Source organism: Methylobacterium sp. 1030 (assembly GCF_040544715.1).
GTDB lineage: Bacteria > Pseudomonadota > Alphaproteobacteria > Rhizobiales > Beijerinckiaceae > Methylobacterium.
Genome location: NZ_JBEPKM010000012.1, coordinates 152,188 through 166,710, shown reverse-complemented (window position 1 = coordinate 166,710; position 14,523 = coordinate 152,188). Strand labels below are relative to the sequence as shown.

The following is a 14,523-nucleotide window of genomic DNA, read 5'->3' as shown; positions in this document are numbered from 1 at the left end:
GGCCTGGCGCTTTCCGGTCGAGGATCTCGGCTCTGTCGTCGTTGCGAGCGAAGCGAAGCAATCCAGAGTGCGCCACATTCTCCAACGTCGCGCCGCCCCGGGTCGCTTCGCTGCGCTCGCGATGACGGAGCGGGTTGCGCCGACCGAAGCGTTCAGCCGGAAGCCGAATCAGGGGCTGAAGATCAGCACGAGGTAGACGAAGAACAGGACGAGGTGCACCGCGCCCTCCAGCACGGTGGTGCGCGAGCCCGAGAAGGTCTGGGCGCTGAGGATCAGCGTCACGGCCAGCAGGGTCATCTCGGTCGGCTTGAGGCCGAGCACCACGGTCTGGCCGGTGAGCAGCCCGATGGTCAGGATCGCCGGCACGGTGAGGCCGACCGTGGAGGTGGCCGCCCCCAGGCACAGGTTGATCGCCCGCTGGAGCTCGTTGCGGGCCACCGCCTTGAGCGCCGAGATCCCCTCCGGCGTGAACACGATGGCGGCGATCAGCACGCCGCCCAGCGCCGTCGGCGCACCGAGCGCCGCGATGCCGTGGTCGAGGATCACCGCGAGGCTCTTGGCCAGGATCACGATCGGCAGGACGTTGGCGAGCAGCAGGCCGACATGCTTGGCGACGCTGCCGCCCGAGACCGGATCCGCGCCGTGCGGCGGCTCCGTCGCCTCGGGGATCTCCGCGTCGATGAAGAACTCGCTGTGGCGCCCGGTCTGGATGAGCAGGAACACGCCGTAGAGGGCGAGGGTGAACACCGAGAACGTGACCGCCTGAAGCGTCGTCAGGGTCCCGTCGCTGGTGGAACTGGTGAAGTTCGGGATGATCAGCGCGATCGTGGTGAGCGGGATGATCACCGCCATGAAGGCCGAGGCACCCTGGAGGTTGTACCGCTGCTGGTGGTGGCGCAGGCCGCCGACCAGGAGGCCCAGCCCGACGACGCCGTTCAGCACGATCATCAGCACCGCGAACATCGTGTCGCGACCGAGGGTCGGCGCGTCCTTGGCCGACAGCATCACGGCGGAGATCAGCGCCACCTCGATGATGACGATCGCCAGCGTCAGGACCAGCGTCCCGAGGGGCTCGCCGAGGCGGTGTGCCAGTTCTTCGGCCTCGTGCACCACGCCGAAGGCGGCCCAGACGATCACGGCGAGCAGCCACGCGAACAGGCCCCCCGCGAACAGGGGCTGCGACAGGTCTCCGAGCCAGTCCTTGCCGAACCACGTGAAGGCGAGAACCGTCGCCCAGGCTACCGCCACCCGCAGGGCTGCCATCATGATGAACGTGTACTCCGCTCGGTTCGCGTCGGGCCTCGACGTGCGCGATTCACGGGAGCCTTAGCAGGTCGTCGGACCAGTGTCGGCGTCGACGGCCGATCGGCCGCGAGTCCATTCGCGCGCCGATGAGGCGTGCCGGATCCAGGATCGAGTGCGCGCAACCGCCCCATGCTGCGACGGGAGTGGTCAGTCGGCCCGGTTGGCGTTACCTTCCAGGCACCCGAATAAAGTCCGGCGCCTGATTCCCCCGCCGCGCGATGGCGCGCTGCCGGGCGCGGCACGGCCGTTGAGAGTTCCCGAAGCTTGCCTTTCCCGACCCTGCCCGCCCCCCTCGCGCGGGCCCTGAGCGACCGCGGCTACGCCGACCCGACGCCGGTCCAGGCCGCCGTGCTGGAAGCCGCCGCCGGCTCCCGCGACCTCCTCGTCTCGGCCCAGACCGGGTCCGGCAAGACCGTGGCCTACGGCCTCGCCATGGCCAGCATGCTGATCGGGGAGGCCGAGCATCTGCCGCCCCCGGCGGCGCCCCTCGCCCTGGTGATCGCCCCGACCCGGGAACTCGCCCTGCAGGTCCAGCGGGAGCTGTCCTGGCTCTACGGCCCGGCCGGTGGCCGGGTTGCGGCCTGCGTCGGCGGCATGGATCCGCGCCGGGAGAGCCGGATGCTCGCGGACGGCACCCACATCGTGGTCGGGACGCCGGGCCGCCTGCGCGACCACCTCGAGCGCCGCAATCTCGACCCGACGGCGCTGCGCGCCGTGGTCCTCGACGAGGCGGACGAGATGCTCGATCTCGGCTTCCGCGAGGACATCGAGTTCATCCTCTCGGCCACGCCCGCGGAGCGGGCCACCTACCTGTTCTCCGCGACCCTGCCGAAGGCGATCGAGACGCTGGCCGAGCGCTACCAGCGCGGGGCCCTCCGGCTCGCGATCAAGGGCGAGACCAAGGGCCACGCCGACATCGCCTACCGCGCGGTGCGGATCATGCCGCGGGAGACCGAGCACGTGGTGCTCAACCTTCTGCGCGAGGCGGACGCCAAGACCGCGATCGTCTTCTGCAACACCCGCAACGCCGTCCGGCACCTCCAGGCCAGCCTGACCGAGCGGGGCTTCTCGGTGGTGGCGCTCTCGGGCGAGCTGGGGCAGGGCGAGCGCAACGCCGCGCTCCAGGCCCTGCGCGATGGCCGCGCCCGCGTCTGCGTCGCCACCGACGTGGCCGCCCGCGGCATCGACCTGCCGTCGCTCAGCCTCGTCATCCACGCGGATCTCCCGCACGACGCCGAGGTGCTCCAGCACCGCAGCGGCCGCACCGGCCGCGCCGGCCGCAAGGGCACCTCGGTGCTGCTGATCCCCAATTCCCGGCGGCGCCGGGCCGAGCAGATGTTCGCCATCGCCAAGGTGAGCCCCGAATGGTCGGGACCGCCCTCGGCCGACGAGATCCGCCGGCTCGACGGCGAGCGCATGCTCTCCGACCCGCTCTTCGCCGAGCCGCCGGCCGAGGAGGACGTCGCGCTGGCCGAGACGCTGCTCGCCGGCAAGAGCCCCGAGGAGCTCGCCGCGCTCCTGGCCCGCGTGTACCGCACCCGCCTGCCGGCCCCCGAGGAGGTCAGCGATCCGGGCGAGGGCCGCGCGCCCCGCGGCGAGCGTCCGCCCTACGACCCGATGGACCCGGAGCGGATCGCCGCCATGGGCCCGGCGGTCTGGTTCCGGCTGAACCTCGGCCGCCGCGACAACGCCGACCCGCGCCGGCTGCTGCCGATGCTGACCCGTCGGGGCGGGATCGGGCGCCAGGAGATCGGCGCCATCCGGATCTTCGACCGCGAGACCAAGTTCGAGGTGCGTGGCAACGCGGCGGCGCGCTTCGCCGAATCCTTCGCCCGCAACGGCTCGCCGGAGATCCAGGTCGAAGCGCTCGCGGGCGATGGGGCGCCGGCCGAGCGCCGGGGCCCGCCCGCCGGGCCGAAGGGATTCGCGAGCCCGCGGGCCGGCAAGCACCAGCGCAAGGCCGAGCGCACCGGGCCGAAGGGCGACAAGGCCGGGCGCCAGACGGGCCGGGCCTGAGCGCCGGCCCCGGCAGACGTCCGGCCCCGTGAGCGGGGCCGCCGCGGCGGATCAGAAGACGTTCTTGACGGCGTCACCGAGGGCGTCGACGCTCTCCTTCAGCTTCCGCCCGGCCGGCGCCAGGGACGGGAGCTTGATGCCGAGCACCTCGGTATCCTCAGCCTCGGCGGGCTCCGCCTGGGCAACGGTCGCGGTGGCGGCGCCCTTCGCCTTATCGGCGGTCCGCGTCGGCGCGGGCGTTTGGCGGGTCGCCGCCTTGGGCACGGGCTTCTCGGGGCGCTCGATCTTCTCGGCGCGCTCCGTCCTCTCCGATTTCCCGGAGCGCTCCGTCTTCTCGGCCCGCTCCTTCTTCTCGGGACGCTCGGCCTTCTCCGCGCGCTCGGTGCTCTCCGCCACCGGCTTCGGCGCGGCCGGCTCGACGAGCTCGCGGGCCCGGACCGTCTCGGAGGCGCGGGGCGTCTGAAGCGCGGCCGTGCGGCCCGGCGCCAGCGGCGCGACTTCCCGCGCGGCCGCGACCGGCGTGACGGGCGTCGGAACCGGGATGCGCTGCGTCGGCGCGACGGGGGCGGCGGCGACCTTCGCGGGCCGCGGGGCCGCCGGCCGCGGGGCGTCGGGCGCGGGCGGCGTCGGCGCGGGCGTGATCGCCGCGAACGCCTCCGGCAGCGACACCATCCTGAGCGCCGGTGTCTCCGGCTTGGCGGGCTGCGCCGGGGCGGCCGCCGCCTGGACGGAGCCCTTGATGGCGGGCAGCCCGTCCTTCAGCTCCGGCCAGTCCGCGGCCTGCCGGGACGCGATGATCTTCACGGGGGTCGGCGCCGCCAGGCCGGCCATCACCGTCGAGGCGGCGACGCCGAAGCCGACCAGCGCGCTCGCGCCGGCCACGCTGAACAGCACGACCTTGAGGTTCAGCGACGGCCCGGGCTTGGCCGACGGCGTCCGGTCAGGCCGGGTCTCGGACGGGTCGAGGTTGAGATCGATCATAGGCCGGGGTCTCTGACACGATACACGCCGCGCGCGACCGGGCTCCCCTTCACCGGCCGCCACACTCCGAGGATTCGAAGCTGGTTCGACTCTGGTGGCGATAGAGGAGCTGCAATACGGCGCAATGATGTCGGTCCGAATTGCCTGCCCAGCCAGTCCTGGCGCGGCTATCCACAAGATTACGCCACGCCGCTTAAGAATCGGTGTTCGCCCCGTCCGCGGCACTGGGGGCGGGGCGGCCTGAGCACGTCCGGGTCGCCACTCCGCCGGCCGCCCGCGGCGGGCGCCATGGACTTCGCCGGCGCGGTCGCTATGCGTCAGCGCGTGGATACCCGCCCGAACCTGTCCCCGCGTACCGAGACGGCCGAAGCGCCGGACGCTCCCCGGCTCCGCCGCTGGCCCTGGTCGGCGTGGTCCACCCGCGCGCGGCTCGTCGCGGTGGTCCTGCTGATCGACGCCTTCGCGGCCGTGATCTCCTGCGCGGTCATCGTCCTGAACGCCCGGTCGGCCGTGCGCGTCGAGACCCGCGCGTCGCTCGCGACCGTCGAGTCGCTAGTGGCCGACACGATCCGCCTGTCCGACACGGCCGCGCCCGACACGCTGCTCCAGACCCTCGACCTGCGCTTCAAGGTCCTCCGGCACGTCCGGGTCGCTGTGCTCGACGCGGACGGCGACGAGGTCGGCCGGCCGCTGCCGCCGCCGCGCGCCGACCGGGAGGCGCCGCGCTGGTTCGCCGACCTGATCATGCCGCCGATCGAGCGCCACGCCCTTCCGATCGTCGTCAACGGGCGGCGGCTCGGCACGGCGCAGATCACCACGCAGCCGATGGACGAGATCGACGAGATCTGGGGCTACGCCCGGGCGCTCTCGCTGACCACCCTGGCGATCAACGCCGCGATGCTGATCGCGCTCTACATCGCGCTGGGCCGGATCCTCGCGCCGCTGCGGCGGCTCGGCGCCGGCCTGACCCAGCTGGAGCACCACGACTACACCGCCCGCCTGGAGCCGCCCGGCGCCCGGGAGCTGGCCGTGATCGCCGAGCGGTTCAACAAGGTCGCCGAGGCCCTGGGCGAGGTCCGGGCCGCCAACGGCCGCCTCAACCGCCAGCTCCTGACCGCGCAGGACGACGAGCGCCGCCGGACGGCCCTGGAGCTGCACGACGAGTTTGGTCCGTGCCTGTTCGCCCTTGAGGCCAACGCCGCCTCGATCGGCCGCATCGCCTCCGGCACGGCCGAGCCGAGCCGCGAGAAGCTCGCCGCCCGGGCGGCCGAGATCAGCGCGATCGTCGGGCAGGTCCAGACCGTCAACCGGGAACTCCTGAACCGCCTGCGGCCGCACGGCCTCGGGCAGGCGCCCCTGGCGACCTGCCTCGACCTACTCCTGCGCGGCTTCGAGCAGCGCCATCCCGGCATCACCTTCGCGGGCCGCTTCGACGGGCTGGCCCGGGGCTACGGCGACCTCGTCGACCTCACGGTGTTCCGCTGCGTTCAGGAGAGCGCCACCAACGCCGTGCGGCACGGCGCCGCGACCCGGGTGGAGGCCGAGGCAGCCGAGACCGGCGGCCGGATCGACCTCACCATCCGCGACAACGGCACCGGAATCCCGCCGGAACACGGTACCGGGCTCGGTCTGTCGGGGATGCGCGAGCGCGTGGAGGCCCTCGACGGCACCTTCGCCCTTGACAATGCCGGCCCCGGGGCGATCGTCCGGATCACGATCCCCGTTCCGCCCGACCGGGGCGACGAGAACAACACCGCGCCGAGCGCATGAACGCCATCGCATCCCAGATCGACGCCGCCGCCACGCGCCTGCCGGTTCTCGTCATCGATGATCACCCCATCGTCCTGCAGGGCTGTCGACGCGTGCTGGAGGATTCCGGCGTCGAGACCATCGCGGAGGCGACGACAGTCGTCGGCGGCTACCGGATCTTCCACCGGCTCCGCCCGCCGGTCGTGATCTGCGACCTGACCTTCCAGGGCAGCGGCATGGCCGGGCTCGGCCTGATCCGGCGGATCCGGGCGGTCGCGCCCGAGACGCGCATCCTGGTCTTCAGCATGCACAACGACCCGGTGATCGTCGCCCGCGCCCTCGAGGCGGGGGCCCTGGGCTACGTCCTCAAGGACCACGCCTCGGCCGAGCTGTTCGAGGCCTTCGCCAAGGTCCGCGTCGGCGAGGTCTACCTCGACCGGCGCCTCGCCACCGAGGTGGCGATGCTGCGCGCCGACGCCCGCCGCGCGCCGGAATCGCAGCTGACCCCCCGCGAGCAGCAGATCCTGGCGCGCCTCGCGCAGGGCCGCTCCTACGGAGCCATCGCGGCCGACCTGTCGGTGAGCTACAAGACCGTGACGAACGCCTGCTCGCAGATGCGCCAGAAGCTCGGCGTGCGCACCCTCGCCGAGCTGATCCACGTCGCCGTCACCCACGCGCAGCGGCAGGGCTAAGCCGTGGCATCCCCCGGACCTGACGACGCCTTCTCCTGGGAGGCCTGGGCGCGCAACGCCGCCGCCTACGAGACCATCCGGTCGATGCCGTTCAACGCCGAGCTCGCCGCCGGCACGCTGCCGCAGGACCGGTTCCGGCACTACATCGTGCAGGACGCGCACTACCTGATCGGCTTCGGCCGGGCGCTGAGCCTCGCCGCCGCGAAGGCGCCGGATCCGGACACGATCGTGCAGTTCTCCCGCGCCGCGCAGGAGGCGATCGTGGTCGAGCGCGCCCTCCACGGCGGCTTCTTCCGCGACTACGGCATCGGGCCGGACACCTTCGCGGCCACGCCCCTGACGCCGGCCTGCGACCACTACGTCAGCTACCTCACGGCCACCGCCTACGCCGAGCCCTACGCGGTCCTCTGCGCGGCCCTGCTGCCCTGCTTCTGGATCTACAAGGCGGTCGGCGACGACATCTTCGCCCGCGCGCAGCCCGACAACCCGTATCGCGCCTGGATCGACACCTACGCGGGCGACGATTTCGCCGCAGCGGTCGCGGCCATGATCGCCGCCACCGACTGCGCGGCGCGGGACGCGTCGGAGGCCGAGCGCGCGCGGATGCACCGGGCGTTCACGCAGGCCACCCGGCTCGAGTGGCAGTTCTGGGACAGCGCCTACCGCGACGCGGCCTGGGCCCTGTGACCCGCCCGGCGCGCCCGTGACCGCGCCGGACGCCAGCCGCCGCGATCTCGTCGCCGCCGCGCTCGCTGCAGCCCCGCCGCGCCGCTCCGTCCGGCCCTGGCCGCCGGCGCCGGCGATCCGGCGCCGATCCCGCCGGATCGGCCCGTCCGGATCGCCATGCTGGTCTATCCGGGCCTCACCGCGCTCGATCTCGTGGGGCCGCAGACCTTCCTCGCCGGCCTCGCCCCCGGCAGCCTCCACCTCGTCGGCGCGGAGCCCGGGCCGGTGACGAGCGACACCGGCCTCGTCCTGGTGGCGACCCACGGCTTCGCGACCTGCCCGGCGGACCTCGACGTCCTGTTCGTCCCCGGAGGCGACGGCACCCCCGCACAGATGGGCGACGCTGCGCTCCTCGCCTTCCTGCGCGACCGCGCCGCGCGGGCCGGCTGGATCGCCAGCGTCTGCACCGGGTCGCTGATCCTCGGGGCGGCGGGCCTGCTGCGCGGCTACCGCGCGACGTCCCACTGGAGCGTGCGCGACGCGGTGCTGCCGCTCCTGGGCGCCCGTCCGGTGGCCGAGCGCGTCGTCTTCGACCGCGACCGCGTCACCGCGGCCGGGGTCTCGGCGGGGCTCGATCTCGGGCTGGCGCTCGCCGCGCGCCTGCGCGGGGATACCTACGCCCGCACCGCGCAGCTCGTCGCCGAGTACGCCCCGGCGCCGCCCTTCCGCGCCGGCACGCCCGCCGAGGCCGGGCCGGCGACCGTCCGGGCGGCCGAGGCGATCCTCGCGCCGCTGGTGACGGGGGCGGAGGCCGCAGCGCGCCGGTGAGCGCCGCGCCGGCGATGCAACCGGGACACGGTCCGGCGCGACGTGCGGCGGCGTGCTTGACGGCGCGCCGCCGGGGCCCGAACTGTTGCGGTGCACGATCCCCCGGAGCCGCCATGTCCCTGATCGCACGCCTGCGCGCCTACGCGGCCGAGGCTCTCGGCGTCGGCACGCAAGAGACCGTGGACGAGACGCATCTCGCGGCCACCGCGCTCCTCGTCCACGTCGCCCGCGTCGACGGCATCCTGGCGCCGGCCGAGAGCGAGCGCCTCTCGCGCCTCGTGCAGGGCCACTACGCCGACGGTCCGGATGCGGCGCGGGCGCTGATCGAGCGCGCCGCCGCCATGGATTCGGAGGTGCGCGACGTGGCGAGCCTCGTGGAGATGATCCCGCACGAGGCCGACCGGTCCGAGCGCGAAGAGCTGCTGACCATGGCGTGGTCGGTGGCGGCGGCGGACGGCAACGTCGACGAGTTCGAGGAGGCGCTGGTCGAGCGCCTCGGCCGCCTGCTCGGCTTCGACGAGGCCGCCATCGCGGCGGCCCGCCGCAGCGGACAGCAGGGCGTCGCGGCCGCGTAGTCCCGGCCGCCCGCGATGATCGCCAGCCTGGCCCTGATCCTGCTCGCGCAGTTGCTGGGCGAAGCCCTCGCGCGCGGCGCGGGCGTCCCGATCCCGGGGCCGGTGATCGGCATGGGCCTGATGTTCGCGTTCCTGCTGCTGCGCGACAATGCCCGCCTCGGCCTACCGCGCGTGCTGCCGAAGCCGCTGACCGACGGGACGCTCGAGACGACCGCGCGCGGGCTGCTGATGAACCTGTCGCTCCTGTTCGTCCCCGCGGGCGTCGGCGTCGTCGGCCGCCTCGACCTGCTGCGGGCGCAAGGCGCCAAACTGGCCCTCGTGCTGGTCGTCTCGACCGCCCTGTCGCTGCTGGTCACCGTCCTGGTGTTCCGCGCCGTCGCCGCGCTGGTCGAGCGGCGCGGGACCGACGGGGAGCCCTGACGGGTGGCCGGCGACTTCTCGCTCTGGGTCTACCTCGCCAAGACGCCGCTCCTGTGGCTGACGGTGACGCTGACCGCCTACGTCCTGGCGGACCGGATCGCCGCCGTGACCGGCCGGCACCCGATCGCCAACCCCGTCCTCATCACCGTCGTCCTGGTGGGGGCGGTCCTGGCCGTCACTGGCACGCCCTACGGGGCCTATTTCGAGGGCGCGCAGTTCGTCCACTTCCTGCTCGGGCCCGCCACCGTGGTGCTGGCGATGCCGCTCTACGAGCGGCGGGCGACCGTCCTGCGCGCCCTCGCGCCGATGCTGGCGGCCCTCGCCGCCGGCTCGGCCACCACCCTCGCCGTGGTGATCGGCCTCGCGCGCCTCCTCGACATCCCGCAGCCGATCCTCGTCTCGCTGGCCCCGAAATCCGTGACCTCGGGCGTCGCGATGGGCATCGCGGAGGCGCTCGGCGGCGACCCGACGCTCACGGCGATCCTGGTGATCCTCACCGGCATCATCGGGGCGATCCTCGTGACGCCGATGATGAACCTCCTGCGGATCCGCGACATGCGCGCCCGCGGCTTCGCGGCCGGGCTCGCGGCCCACGGCATCGGGACGGCCCGCGCCTTCCAGGTCAGCGAGGTCGCCGGCACCTTCGCGGGCATCGCCATGGGGCTCAACGCCTTCCTGACGGCGATCCTCGCGCCCCTGGCGCTGCACCTGCTGTTCTGAGGCCTCAGGCGTCCAGCCGGTCGGCCACGGCCTCGGCGAGCGACAGGCTGGAGGTCAGGCCGGGGCTCTCGATCCCGAACAGGTGGACGATCCCCGGCAGGCCGTGCTCGGCCGGCCCGTCGATCCGGAAGTCGGCCGCCGCCTCGCCGGGCCCGGTCAGCTTCGGCCGCAGGCCCGCGTAGTCCGGGTACAGCGCCCCGTCGGGCAGGCCGGGCCAGTAGCGCCGGATCGCGCCGTAGAAGGCCTCGGCGCGCGCGGGATCGACCCGGTAGTCGAACCCGTCGACCCACTCCACGTCGGGCCCGAAGCGGGTGCGGCCGGCGAGGTCGAGGGTGAGATGGATTCCGAGGCCGCCGTCGATCCGCGGCGCCGGGTAGATCAGCCGCGAGAAGGCCGGCTTGCCGGTGCAGCCGAAGTAGTTGCCGCGGGCGAGGCGCAGCGTCGGGACGCGCTCGGCCGGGTAGCCCTCCGTGCCGGCGGCCAGGGCCGGGGCACCGAAGCTCGCGGCGTTGACCACCGCGTCGAAGGCCATCGTGCCGGGCTCGGCGCCGCCGAACGCGGCCCGCCACTGCCCGTCCCGCCGTGCCAAGCCCTCGACCGGGGTGCGCAGGGCGAGCGCGCCGCCGTGATCCTCGATCGCCCCGAGCAGGGCGAGCATCAGCGCGTGGCTGTCGACGACGCCGGTGCGTGGCGAGTGCAGCGCCACCGTGCAGGCGAGATTCGGCTCCAGCTGCCGGGCGGCGCGTCCGTCGAGGAGTTCGAGGCCCGGGACGCCGTTGGCCTCACCCTGGCGTCGGATCGCCGCGATCTTCTCGGCCTCCGCGTCGTCGGACGCGACGATCAGCTTGCCGCACGCGCGATGCGGGACGCCATGACTCGCGCAAAAGTTGTATAATTGGCGGGCGCCCTCGACGCAGTGGTGCGCGCGCTCGGATCCGCCCGGGTAGTACATGCCGGCGTGGATCACTTCCGAGCTGCGGGACGAGACCCCCGTTCCGAAGGCGTCCTCGGCTTCCGCCACGATGACGGCATGCCCGCGCAGCGCGAGTGCCCGCCCGATGGCGAGTCCGACGACGCCGGCTCCGACGACCAGGGCCTCCATGTCTTCGCGTTCTCCAACGCGCCCGGTTGGGCAGGTGAGTCCTCAATACCGCACTTGAGCCGGAACAACGACGCGCCCGTTGATTCGTCGTTGACCCTAAATCTCAATCCTAAGTAGAAATATCGGCGCGATAAATGCGCGGCTCGGTTGTAGCGGCGGCGGACTGGCCCATAATGAGGCCATCCGCCGCCTCCGGCCGAGGCCGAGAACGTCTCAGGGACATGCACCGGCCGTCGGCGGCGAAGAGCCCGACGGAAACCGACGAGAGCCACATCCGAAACACGTAGAATCGAGGTGACGACCATGCAGATGACATCGCCGAGCGTCGAACTCGCCGCAAAGATCCTGAGCGCCTACGTCACGCGCAACAGTGTCCCGGCGGGAACGCTGCCGGACCTGCTCTCCGAGGTACACCGCTCGATCACCGCCCTGGACCAGCCCGCGGAGCCGCAGGTCCGGCGGCCGACCGAGGCGCAGATCCGGGCCTCGATCCGGCCGGACACGCTCATCAGCTTCGAGGACGGCAAGCCCTACAAGGCCCTGCGGCGTCACCTGACGATGCGCGGCCTCACGCCCGAGGCCTACAAGGCCAAGTGGGGCCTGCCCGTCGATTACCCGCTGGTCTCGGCGGTCTACAGCGCCCGCCGCTCGACGATCTCCCGCCAGATCGGCGAAGGCCAGCGCCTGCGGATGCAGCAGGCCGCGGAGTAAATGGGCGTCGGTCGCCGGCGCGCGAGCCCGGCGACCGGTCCTCACGGCCAGCCCGGGTTCTGCGCCTCGGCGGCGGCGGTCGCCACTTCCTGGATCAGCAGGGCCACGAGCCCGGACCATCCGGTCTGGTGCGACGCGCCGACCCCGCGGCCGCTGTCCCCGTGGTAGTACTCGTAGAACAGGACGTGGTCGCGGAAATGCGGATCCTCCTGCTCGATCCGGCTGTCGCCGTAGACCGGCCTGCGCCCGTCCGGGCGGCGGGTCGAGAGGCTGATCAGCCGCCGTGACAGGTGGGCGGCGATCTCCCGGAGCGCGTAGGTCCGGCCCGACCCGGTCGGCGCTTCGACTCTGAAATCCGGGCCGTAATAGTCGTGGAAGCGGTTCAGCCCGGCGATGAGCAAGTAGTTGACCGGCATCCACACCGGTCCCCGCCAGTTCGAGTTGCCGCCGAACAGCCGCGAGCGCGACTCGGCCGGCTCGTAGGCGAGCCCCAGGTCCCGCCCGTCCCAGGCGAAGCAGAACGGCTCGTCCGCGTAGACGCGGGACACGGCGCGCAGCCCGTAATCCGAGAGGAACTCGTTCGGGTCGAGGGCGCGGTGGAGCAGCGCCTTCAGCCGGTGCCCGCGCAGCAGCGACAGCAGCGCCGTCTGGCCCTCGCCGGGCTCGTTCCAGCGCGAGACCAGGGTCGCGAGGTCCGGGCGGTTCTTGAGGAAGAACACCATTCGGCTGCGCAGGGACGGCAGCCGCGCGAGGTCGCACTCGTTGATCACCGCCACCGCGAAGATCGGGATCAGGCCGACCATGGTCCGGGCGCGGATCGGGAGGCGCTGCCCGTCGCGCGTCTCGATGACGTCGTAGAAGAAGCCGTCCGGCTCGTCCCACACGCCCGCTCCCGTGGCTCCGGCGATGAGGAGGAAGTGCTCGAAGAACTTCTCCGCCATGTCCTCGAAGGTCGGGTCGTCGAGCGCCAGCTCGATGGCGATCCGCATCAGGTTCAGCGCGTAGGTCGCCATCCAGGCCGTCGCGTCGGACTGGGTCAGCGTGGCGCCGTCGCCTACCGGCTTCGACCGGTCGAAGATCCCGATATTGTCGAGGCCGAGGAAGCCGCCCTGGAACAGGTTGCGGTCGTCGGAATCCTTCCGGTTCACCCACCACGTGAAGTTAAGGGTGAGCTTGTTGAAGATCCGCTTGAGGAAGGCGTGGTCCGGCTGGCCGGTGAGCGCCCGGTCCAGCTCGAACACCCGCCAGGCGGCCAGCGCGTGGACCGGCGGGTTGGCGTCCCCGAAGCCCCACTCGTAGGCCGGCAGCGCGGCGTTCGGGTGGGTGTAGGCCTCGTCGACCAGCAGCAGGAGCTGGTTCTTGGCGAAGTCCGGGTCGATGAGCCCGAACACGATCGCCTGCAGGGCGAGGTCCCAGGACGCGAACCAGGGATACTCCCAGGCATCCGGCATCGAGATGATGTCGTTGGCGCGCAGGTGCGACCAGTCGCTGTTGCGGCCGTGTCGCCGCTCCGGCGCCGGCGCGGGCTGCGCTGGGTCGCCGGCGAGCCACTCGCGCACGTCGTAATGGTAGAGCTGCTTCGACCAGAGCATGCCGGCGAGCGCCTGCCGCTGCACGAGCCGCATCTCGGGATCGGCGATCGGCGCCTGGAGCGCCCCGTAGAAGTCGTCGGCCTCGCCCTCGCGGGCGGCGAAGACGGCGTCGAAATCCGCGAAGGGCGCGCCCGGCGCGGTCTCGGCGCGCAGGCGCAGGCGCACGGTCCGAGTCTCGCCGGGGCCGAGATGCAGGTCGTAGCGGGCGGCGCACTTGGTGCCGGACAGGGCGTTGACGGCGGCCCGGTCGCCGCCCACGACGCACCGGTCGATCCCGTCCTTGTAGAAGCCCTCGGCGGGGCCGCTGCCGAACAGCCGGTGCGTGTTGGTCTCGTTCTCGGTGAACAGCAGGTCGCCCGCGCCCTCGGCGAAGAACCGGAAGGTCGGCAACTCGGGGTGGCGCGCCCAGACCGAGCCCTCCGACCCGGCCATCAGCTCCGGCTTCGGCGTGCCCTGCTTCCACGACCACGTGTTGCGGGCCCAGAGCTGCGGCAGCAGCGTCAGGGCGGCCGGGTCCGGGCCGCGGTTGGTCGCGGTCACCCGCATCAGGATGTCGTCGGGGGCGGCCTTGGCGTAGGCGATCTCGACGTCGAAGTAGCGGCCCTCGTCGAACAGGCCCGTGTCGAGGAGCTCGAATTCCGGATCGTCGAGGCCGCGCCGCGCGTTCTCATCGACCAGGCGCCCGTACGGGAAGGCGGCCTGCGGGTACTTGTAGAGCATCCGCATGAAGGCGTGGGTCGGGATCCCGTCGAGGTAGTAGTAGAGTTCCTTGACGTCCTCGCCGTGGTTGCCCTCCTGGTTAGTCAGGCCGAACAGCCGCTCCTTCAGGATCGGGTCGCGCCCGTTCCACAGCGCCAGGGACAGGCACCAGTTCAGGTGGCGGTCGCCGAAGCCGCCGATCCCGTCCTCGCCCCAGCGATAGGCGCGGGACCGGGCGTGGTCGTGGGGCAGGTAGTCCCAGGCGTCGCCCTTCGGGCTGTAATCCTCCCGCACCGTGCCCCATTGCCGGTCGCTGAGGTAGGGCCCCCAGCGGCGCCACGCCGGATCGGAGCGGGCCTCCACGAGACGGCGGCCCTCGGCGGTCTCGAAGAGGTGCGGCGGCACGCCGTCGGGCTTGGTCATACGCGCGCTGCTCCTGCCCCCGCGGATCCGTACCGGATAAAGCC

General features: G+C 72.8%; 13 protein-coding genes. 9 read left to right on the top strand and 4 right to left on the bottom strand.

The window, feature by feature from the left end; all coding sequences use genetic code 11:
• Positions 1 to 168: 168 nt before the first annotated feature.
• Positions 169 to 1,266, bottom strand: coding sequence for a calcium:cation antiporter (locus ABIC30_RS19015; RefSeq protein ID WP_042671759.1), 1,098 nt, complete (start codon positions 1,264 to 1,266; stop codon positions 169 to 171).
• 303 nt (positions 1,267 to 1,569) lie between these two features.
• Between ABIC30_RS19015 and ABIC30_RS19010 the strand changes: the two genes are divergently transcribed.
• Positions 1,570 to 3,321: a DEAD/DEAH box helicase gene (locus tag ABIC30_RS19010; RefSeq protein WP_020093026.1), complete on the top strand. Its 1,752-nt coding sequence runs from the start codon at positions 1,570 to 1,572 to the stop codon at positions 3,319 to 3,321.
• A gap of 51 nt (positions 3,322 to 3,372) precedes the next feature.
• Here ABIC30_RS19010 and ABIC30_RS19005 read toward each other — a convergent pair whose 3' ends face one another.
• Positions 3,373 to 4,302: a hypothetical protein gene (locus tag ABIC30_RS19005; protein ID WP_020093027.1), complete on the bottom strand. Its 930-nt coding sequence runs from the start codon at positions 4,300 to 4,302 to the stop codon at positions 3,373 to 3,375.
• Positions 4,303 to 4,590: 288 nt separating this feature from the next.
• On the opposite strand from ABIC30_RS19005, the gene ABIC30_RS19000 reads away from it, so the two are divergent.
• The 7 genes from ABIC30_RS19000 to ABIC30_RS18970 all read left to right on the top strand — a co-directional run bounded on the left by ABIC30_RS19000 (position 4,591) and on the right by ABIC30_RS18970 (position 9,952).
• Positions 4,591 to 6,072 (top strand): ATP-binding protein, encoded by a 1,482-nt coding sequence (locus tag ABIC30_RS19000; RefSeq protein ID WP_020093028.1) that lies wholly within the window; start codon positions 4,591 to 4,593, stop codon positions 6,070 to 6,072.
• Positions 6,069 to 6,743 (top strand): response regulator, encoded by a 675-nt coding sequence (locus ABIC30_RS18995; RefSeq protein ID WP_012320334.1) that lies wholly within the window; start codon positions 6,069 to 6,071, stop codon positions 6,741 to 6,743. Before ABIC30_RS19000 ends, ABIC30_RS18995 begins: the two co-directional genes overlap by 4 nt.
• A 3-nt stretch (positions 6,744 to 6,746) precedes the next feature.
• On the top strand, positions 6,747 to 7,430 hold the full coding sequence (tenA, locus tag ABIC30_RS18990) for a thiaminase II (protein ID WP_020093029.1): 684 nt from the start codon (positions 6,747 to 6,749) through the stop codon (positions 7,428 to 7,430).
• A gap of 156 nt (positions 7,431 to 7,586) precedes the next feature.
• Positions 7,587 to 8,237, top strand: coding sequence for a DJ-1/PfpI family protein (locus tag ABIC30_RS18985; protein WP_042672288.1), 651 nt, complete (start codon positions 7,587 to 7,589; stop codon positions 8,235 to 8,237).
• 113 nt (positions 8,238 to 8,350) lie between these two features.
• Positions 8,351 to 8,812 (top strand): tellurite resistance TerB family protein, encoded by a 462-nt coding sequence (locus ABIC30_RS18980; protein ID WP_020093031.1) that lies wholly within the window; start codon positions 8,351 to 8,353, stop codon positions 8,810 to 8,812.
• Positions 8,813 to 8,827: 15 nt separating this feature from the next.
• On the top strand, positions 8,828 to 9,232 hold the full coding sequence (locus tag ABIC30_RS18975) for a CidA/LrgA family protein (RefSeq protein ID WP_020093032.1): 405 nt from the start codon (positions 8,828 to 8,830) through the stop codon (positions 9,230 to 9,232).
• 3 nt (positions 9,233 to 9,235) lie between these two features.
• A complete protein-coding gene (locus ABIC30_RS18970; RefSeq protein ID WP_020093033.1) occupies positions 9,236 to 9,952 on the top strand; it encodes an LrgB family protein in 717 nt (238 codons plus the stop codon).
• Positions 9,953 to 9,956: 4 nt separating this feature from the next.
• Here the strand turns inward: ABIC30_RS18970 and ABIC30_RS18965 are convergent, their stop codons facing one another.
• Complete coding sequence (locus ABIC30_RS18965; protein WP_020093034.1) at positions 9,957 to 11,054, bottom strand: NAD(P)/FAD-dependent oxidoreductase; 1,098 nt, start codon at positions 11,052 to 11,054, stop codon at positions 9,957 to 9,959.
• 303 nt (positions 11,055 to 11,357) lie between these two features.
• Between ABIC30_RS18965 and ABIC30_RS18960 the strand changes: the two genes are divergently transcribed.
• On the top strand, positions 11,358 to 11,765 hold the full coding sequence (locus ABIC30_RS18960; protein ID WP_026604910.1) for a Ros/MucR family transcriptional regulator: 408 nt from the start codon (positions 11,358 to 11,360) through the stop codon (positions 11,763 to 11,765).
• Positions 11,766 to 11,806: 41 nt separating this feature from the next.
• Here the strand turns inward: ABIC30_RS18960 and ABIC30_RS18955 are convergent, their stop codons facing one another.
• Positions 11,807 to 14,479, bottom strand: a complete 2,673-nt coding sequence (locus ABIC30_RS18955; protein ID WP_020093036.1) for an MGH1-like glycoside hydrolase domain-containing protein — start codon at positions 14,477 to 14,479, stop codon at positions 11,807 to 11,809.
• Positions 14,480 to 14,523 lie beyond the last annotated feature (44 nt).

What these genes read in the sequence shown, in the direction of transcription:
- ABIC30_RS18965 (WP_020093034.1), bottom strand. Translation starts at nt 11,054, where the DNA reads ATGGAGGCCCTGGTCGTCGGAGCCGGCGTCGTCGGACTCGCCATCGGG.
- ABIC30_RS18985 (WP_042672288.1), top strand. Translation starts at nt 7,587, where the DNA reads ATGCTGGTCTATCCGGGCCTCACCGCGCTCGATCTCGTGGGGCCGCAG.
- ABIC30_RS18975 (WP_020093032.1), top strand. Translation starts at nt 8,828, where the DNA reads ATGATCGCCAGCCTGGCCCTGATCCTGCTCGCGCAGTTGCTGGGCGAA.
- ABIC30_RS18980 (WP_020093031.1), top strand. Translation starts at nt 8,351, where the DNA reads ATGTCCCTGATCGCACGCCTGCGCGCCTACGCGGCCGAGGCTCTCGGC.
- ABIC30_RS18960 (WP_026604910.1), top strand. Translation starts at nt 11,358, where the DNA reads ATGCAGATGACATCGCCGAGCGTCGAACTCGCCGCAAAGATCCTGAGC.
- ABIC30_RS19015 (WP_042671759.1), bottom strand. Translation starts at nt 1,266, where the DNA reads ATGATGGCAGCCCTGCGGGTGGCGGTAGCCTGGGCGACGGTTCTCGCC.
- ABIC30_RS19005 (WP_020093027.1), bottom strand. Translation starts at nt 4,302, where the DNA reads ATGATCGATCTCAACCTCGACCCGTCCGAGACCCGGCCTGACCGGACG.
- ABIC30_RS19000 (WP_020093028.1), top strand. Translation starts at nt 4,591, where the DNA reads ATGGACTTCGCCGGCGCGGTCGCTATGCGTCAGCGCGTGGATACCCGC.
- ABIC30_RS18995 (WP_012320334.1), top strand. Translation starts at nt 6,069, where the DNA reads ATGAACGCCATCGCATCCCAGATCGACGCCGCCGCCACGCGCCTGCCG.
- ABIC30_RS18955 (WP_020093036.1), bottom strand. Translation starts at nt 14,479, where the DNA reads ATGACCAAGCCCGACGGCGTGCCGCCGCACCTCTTCGAGACCGCCGAG.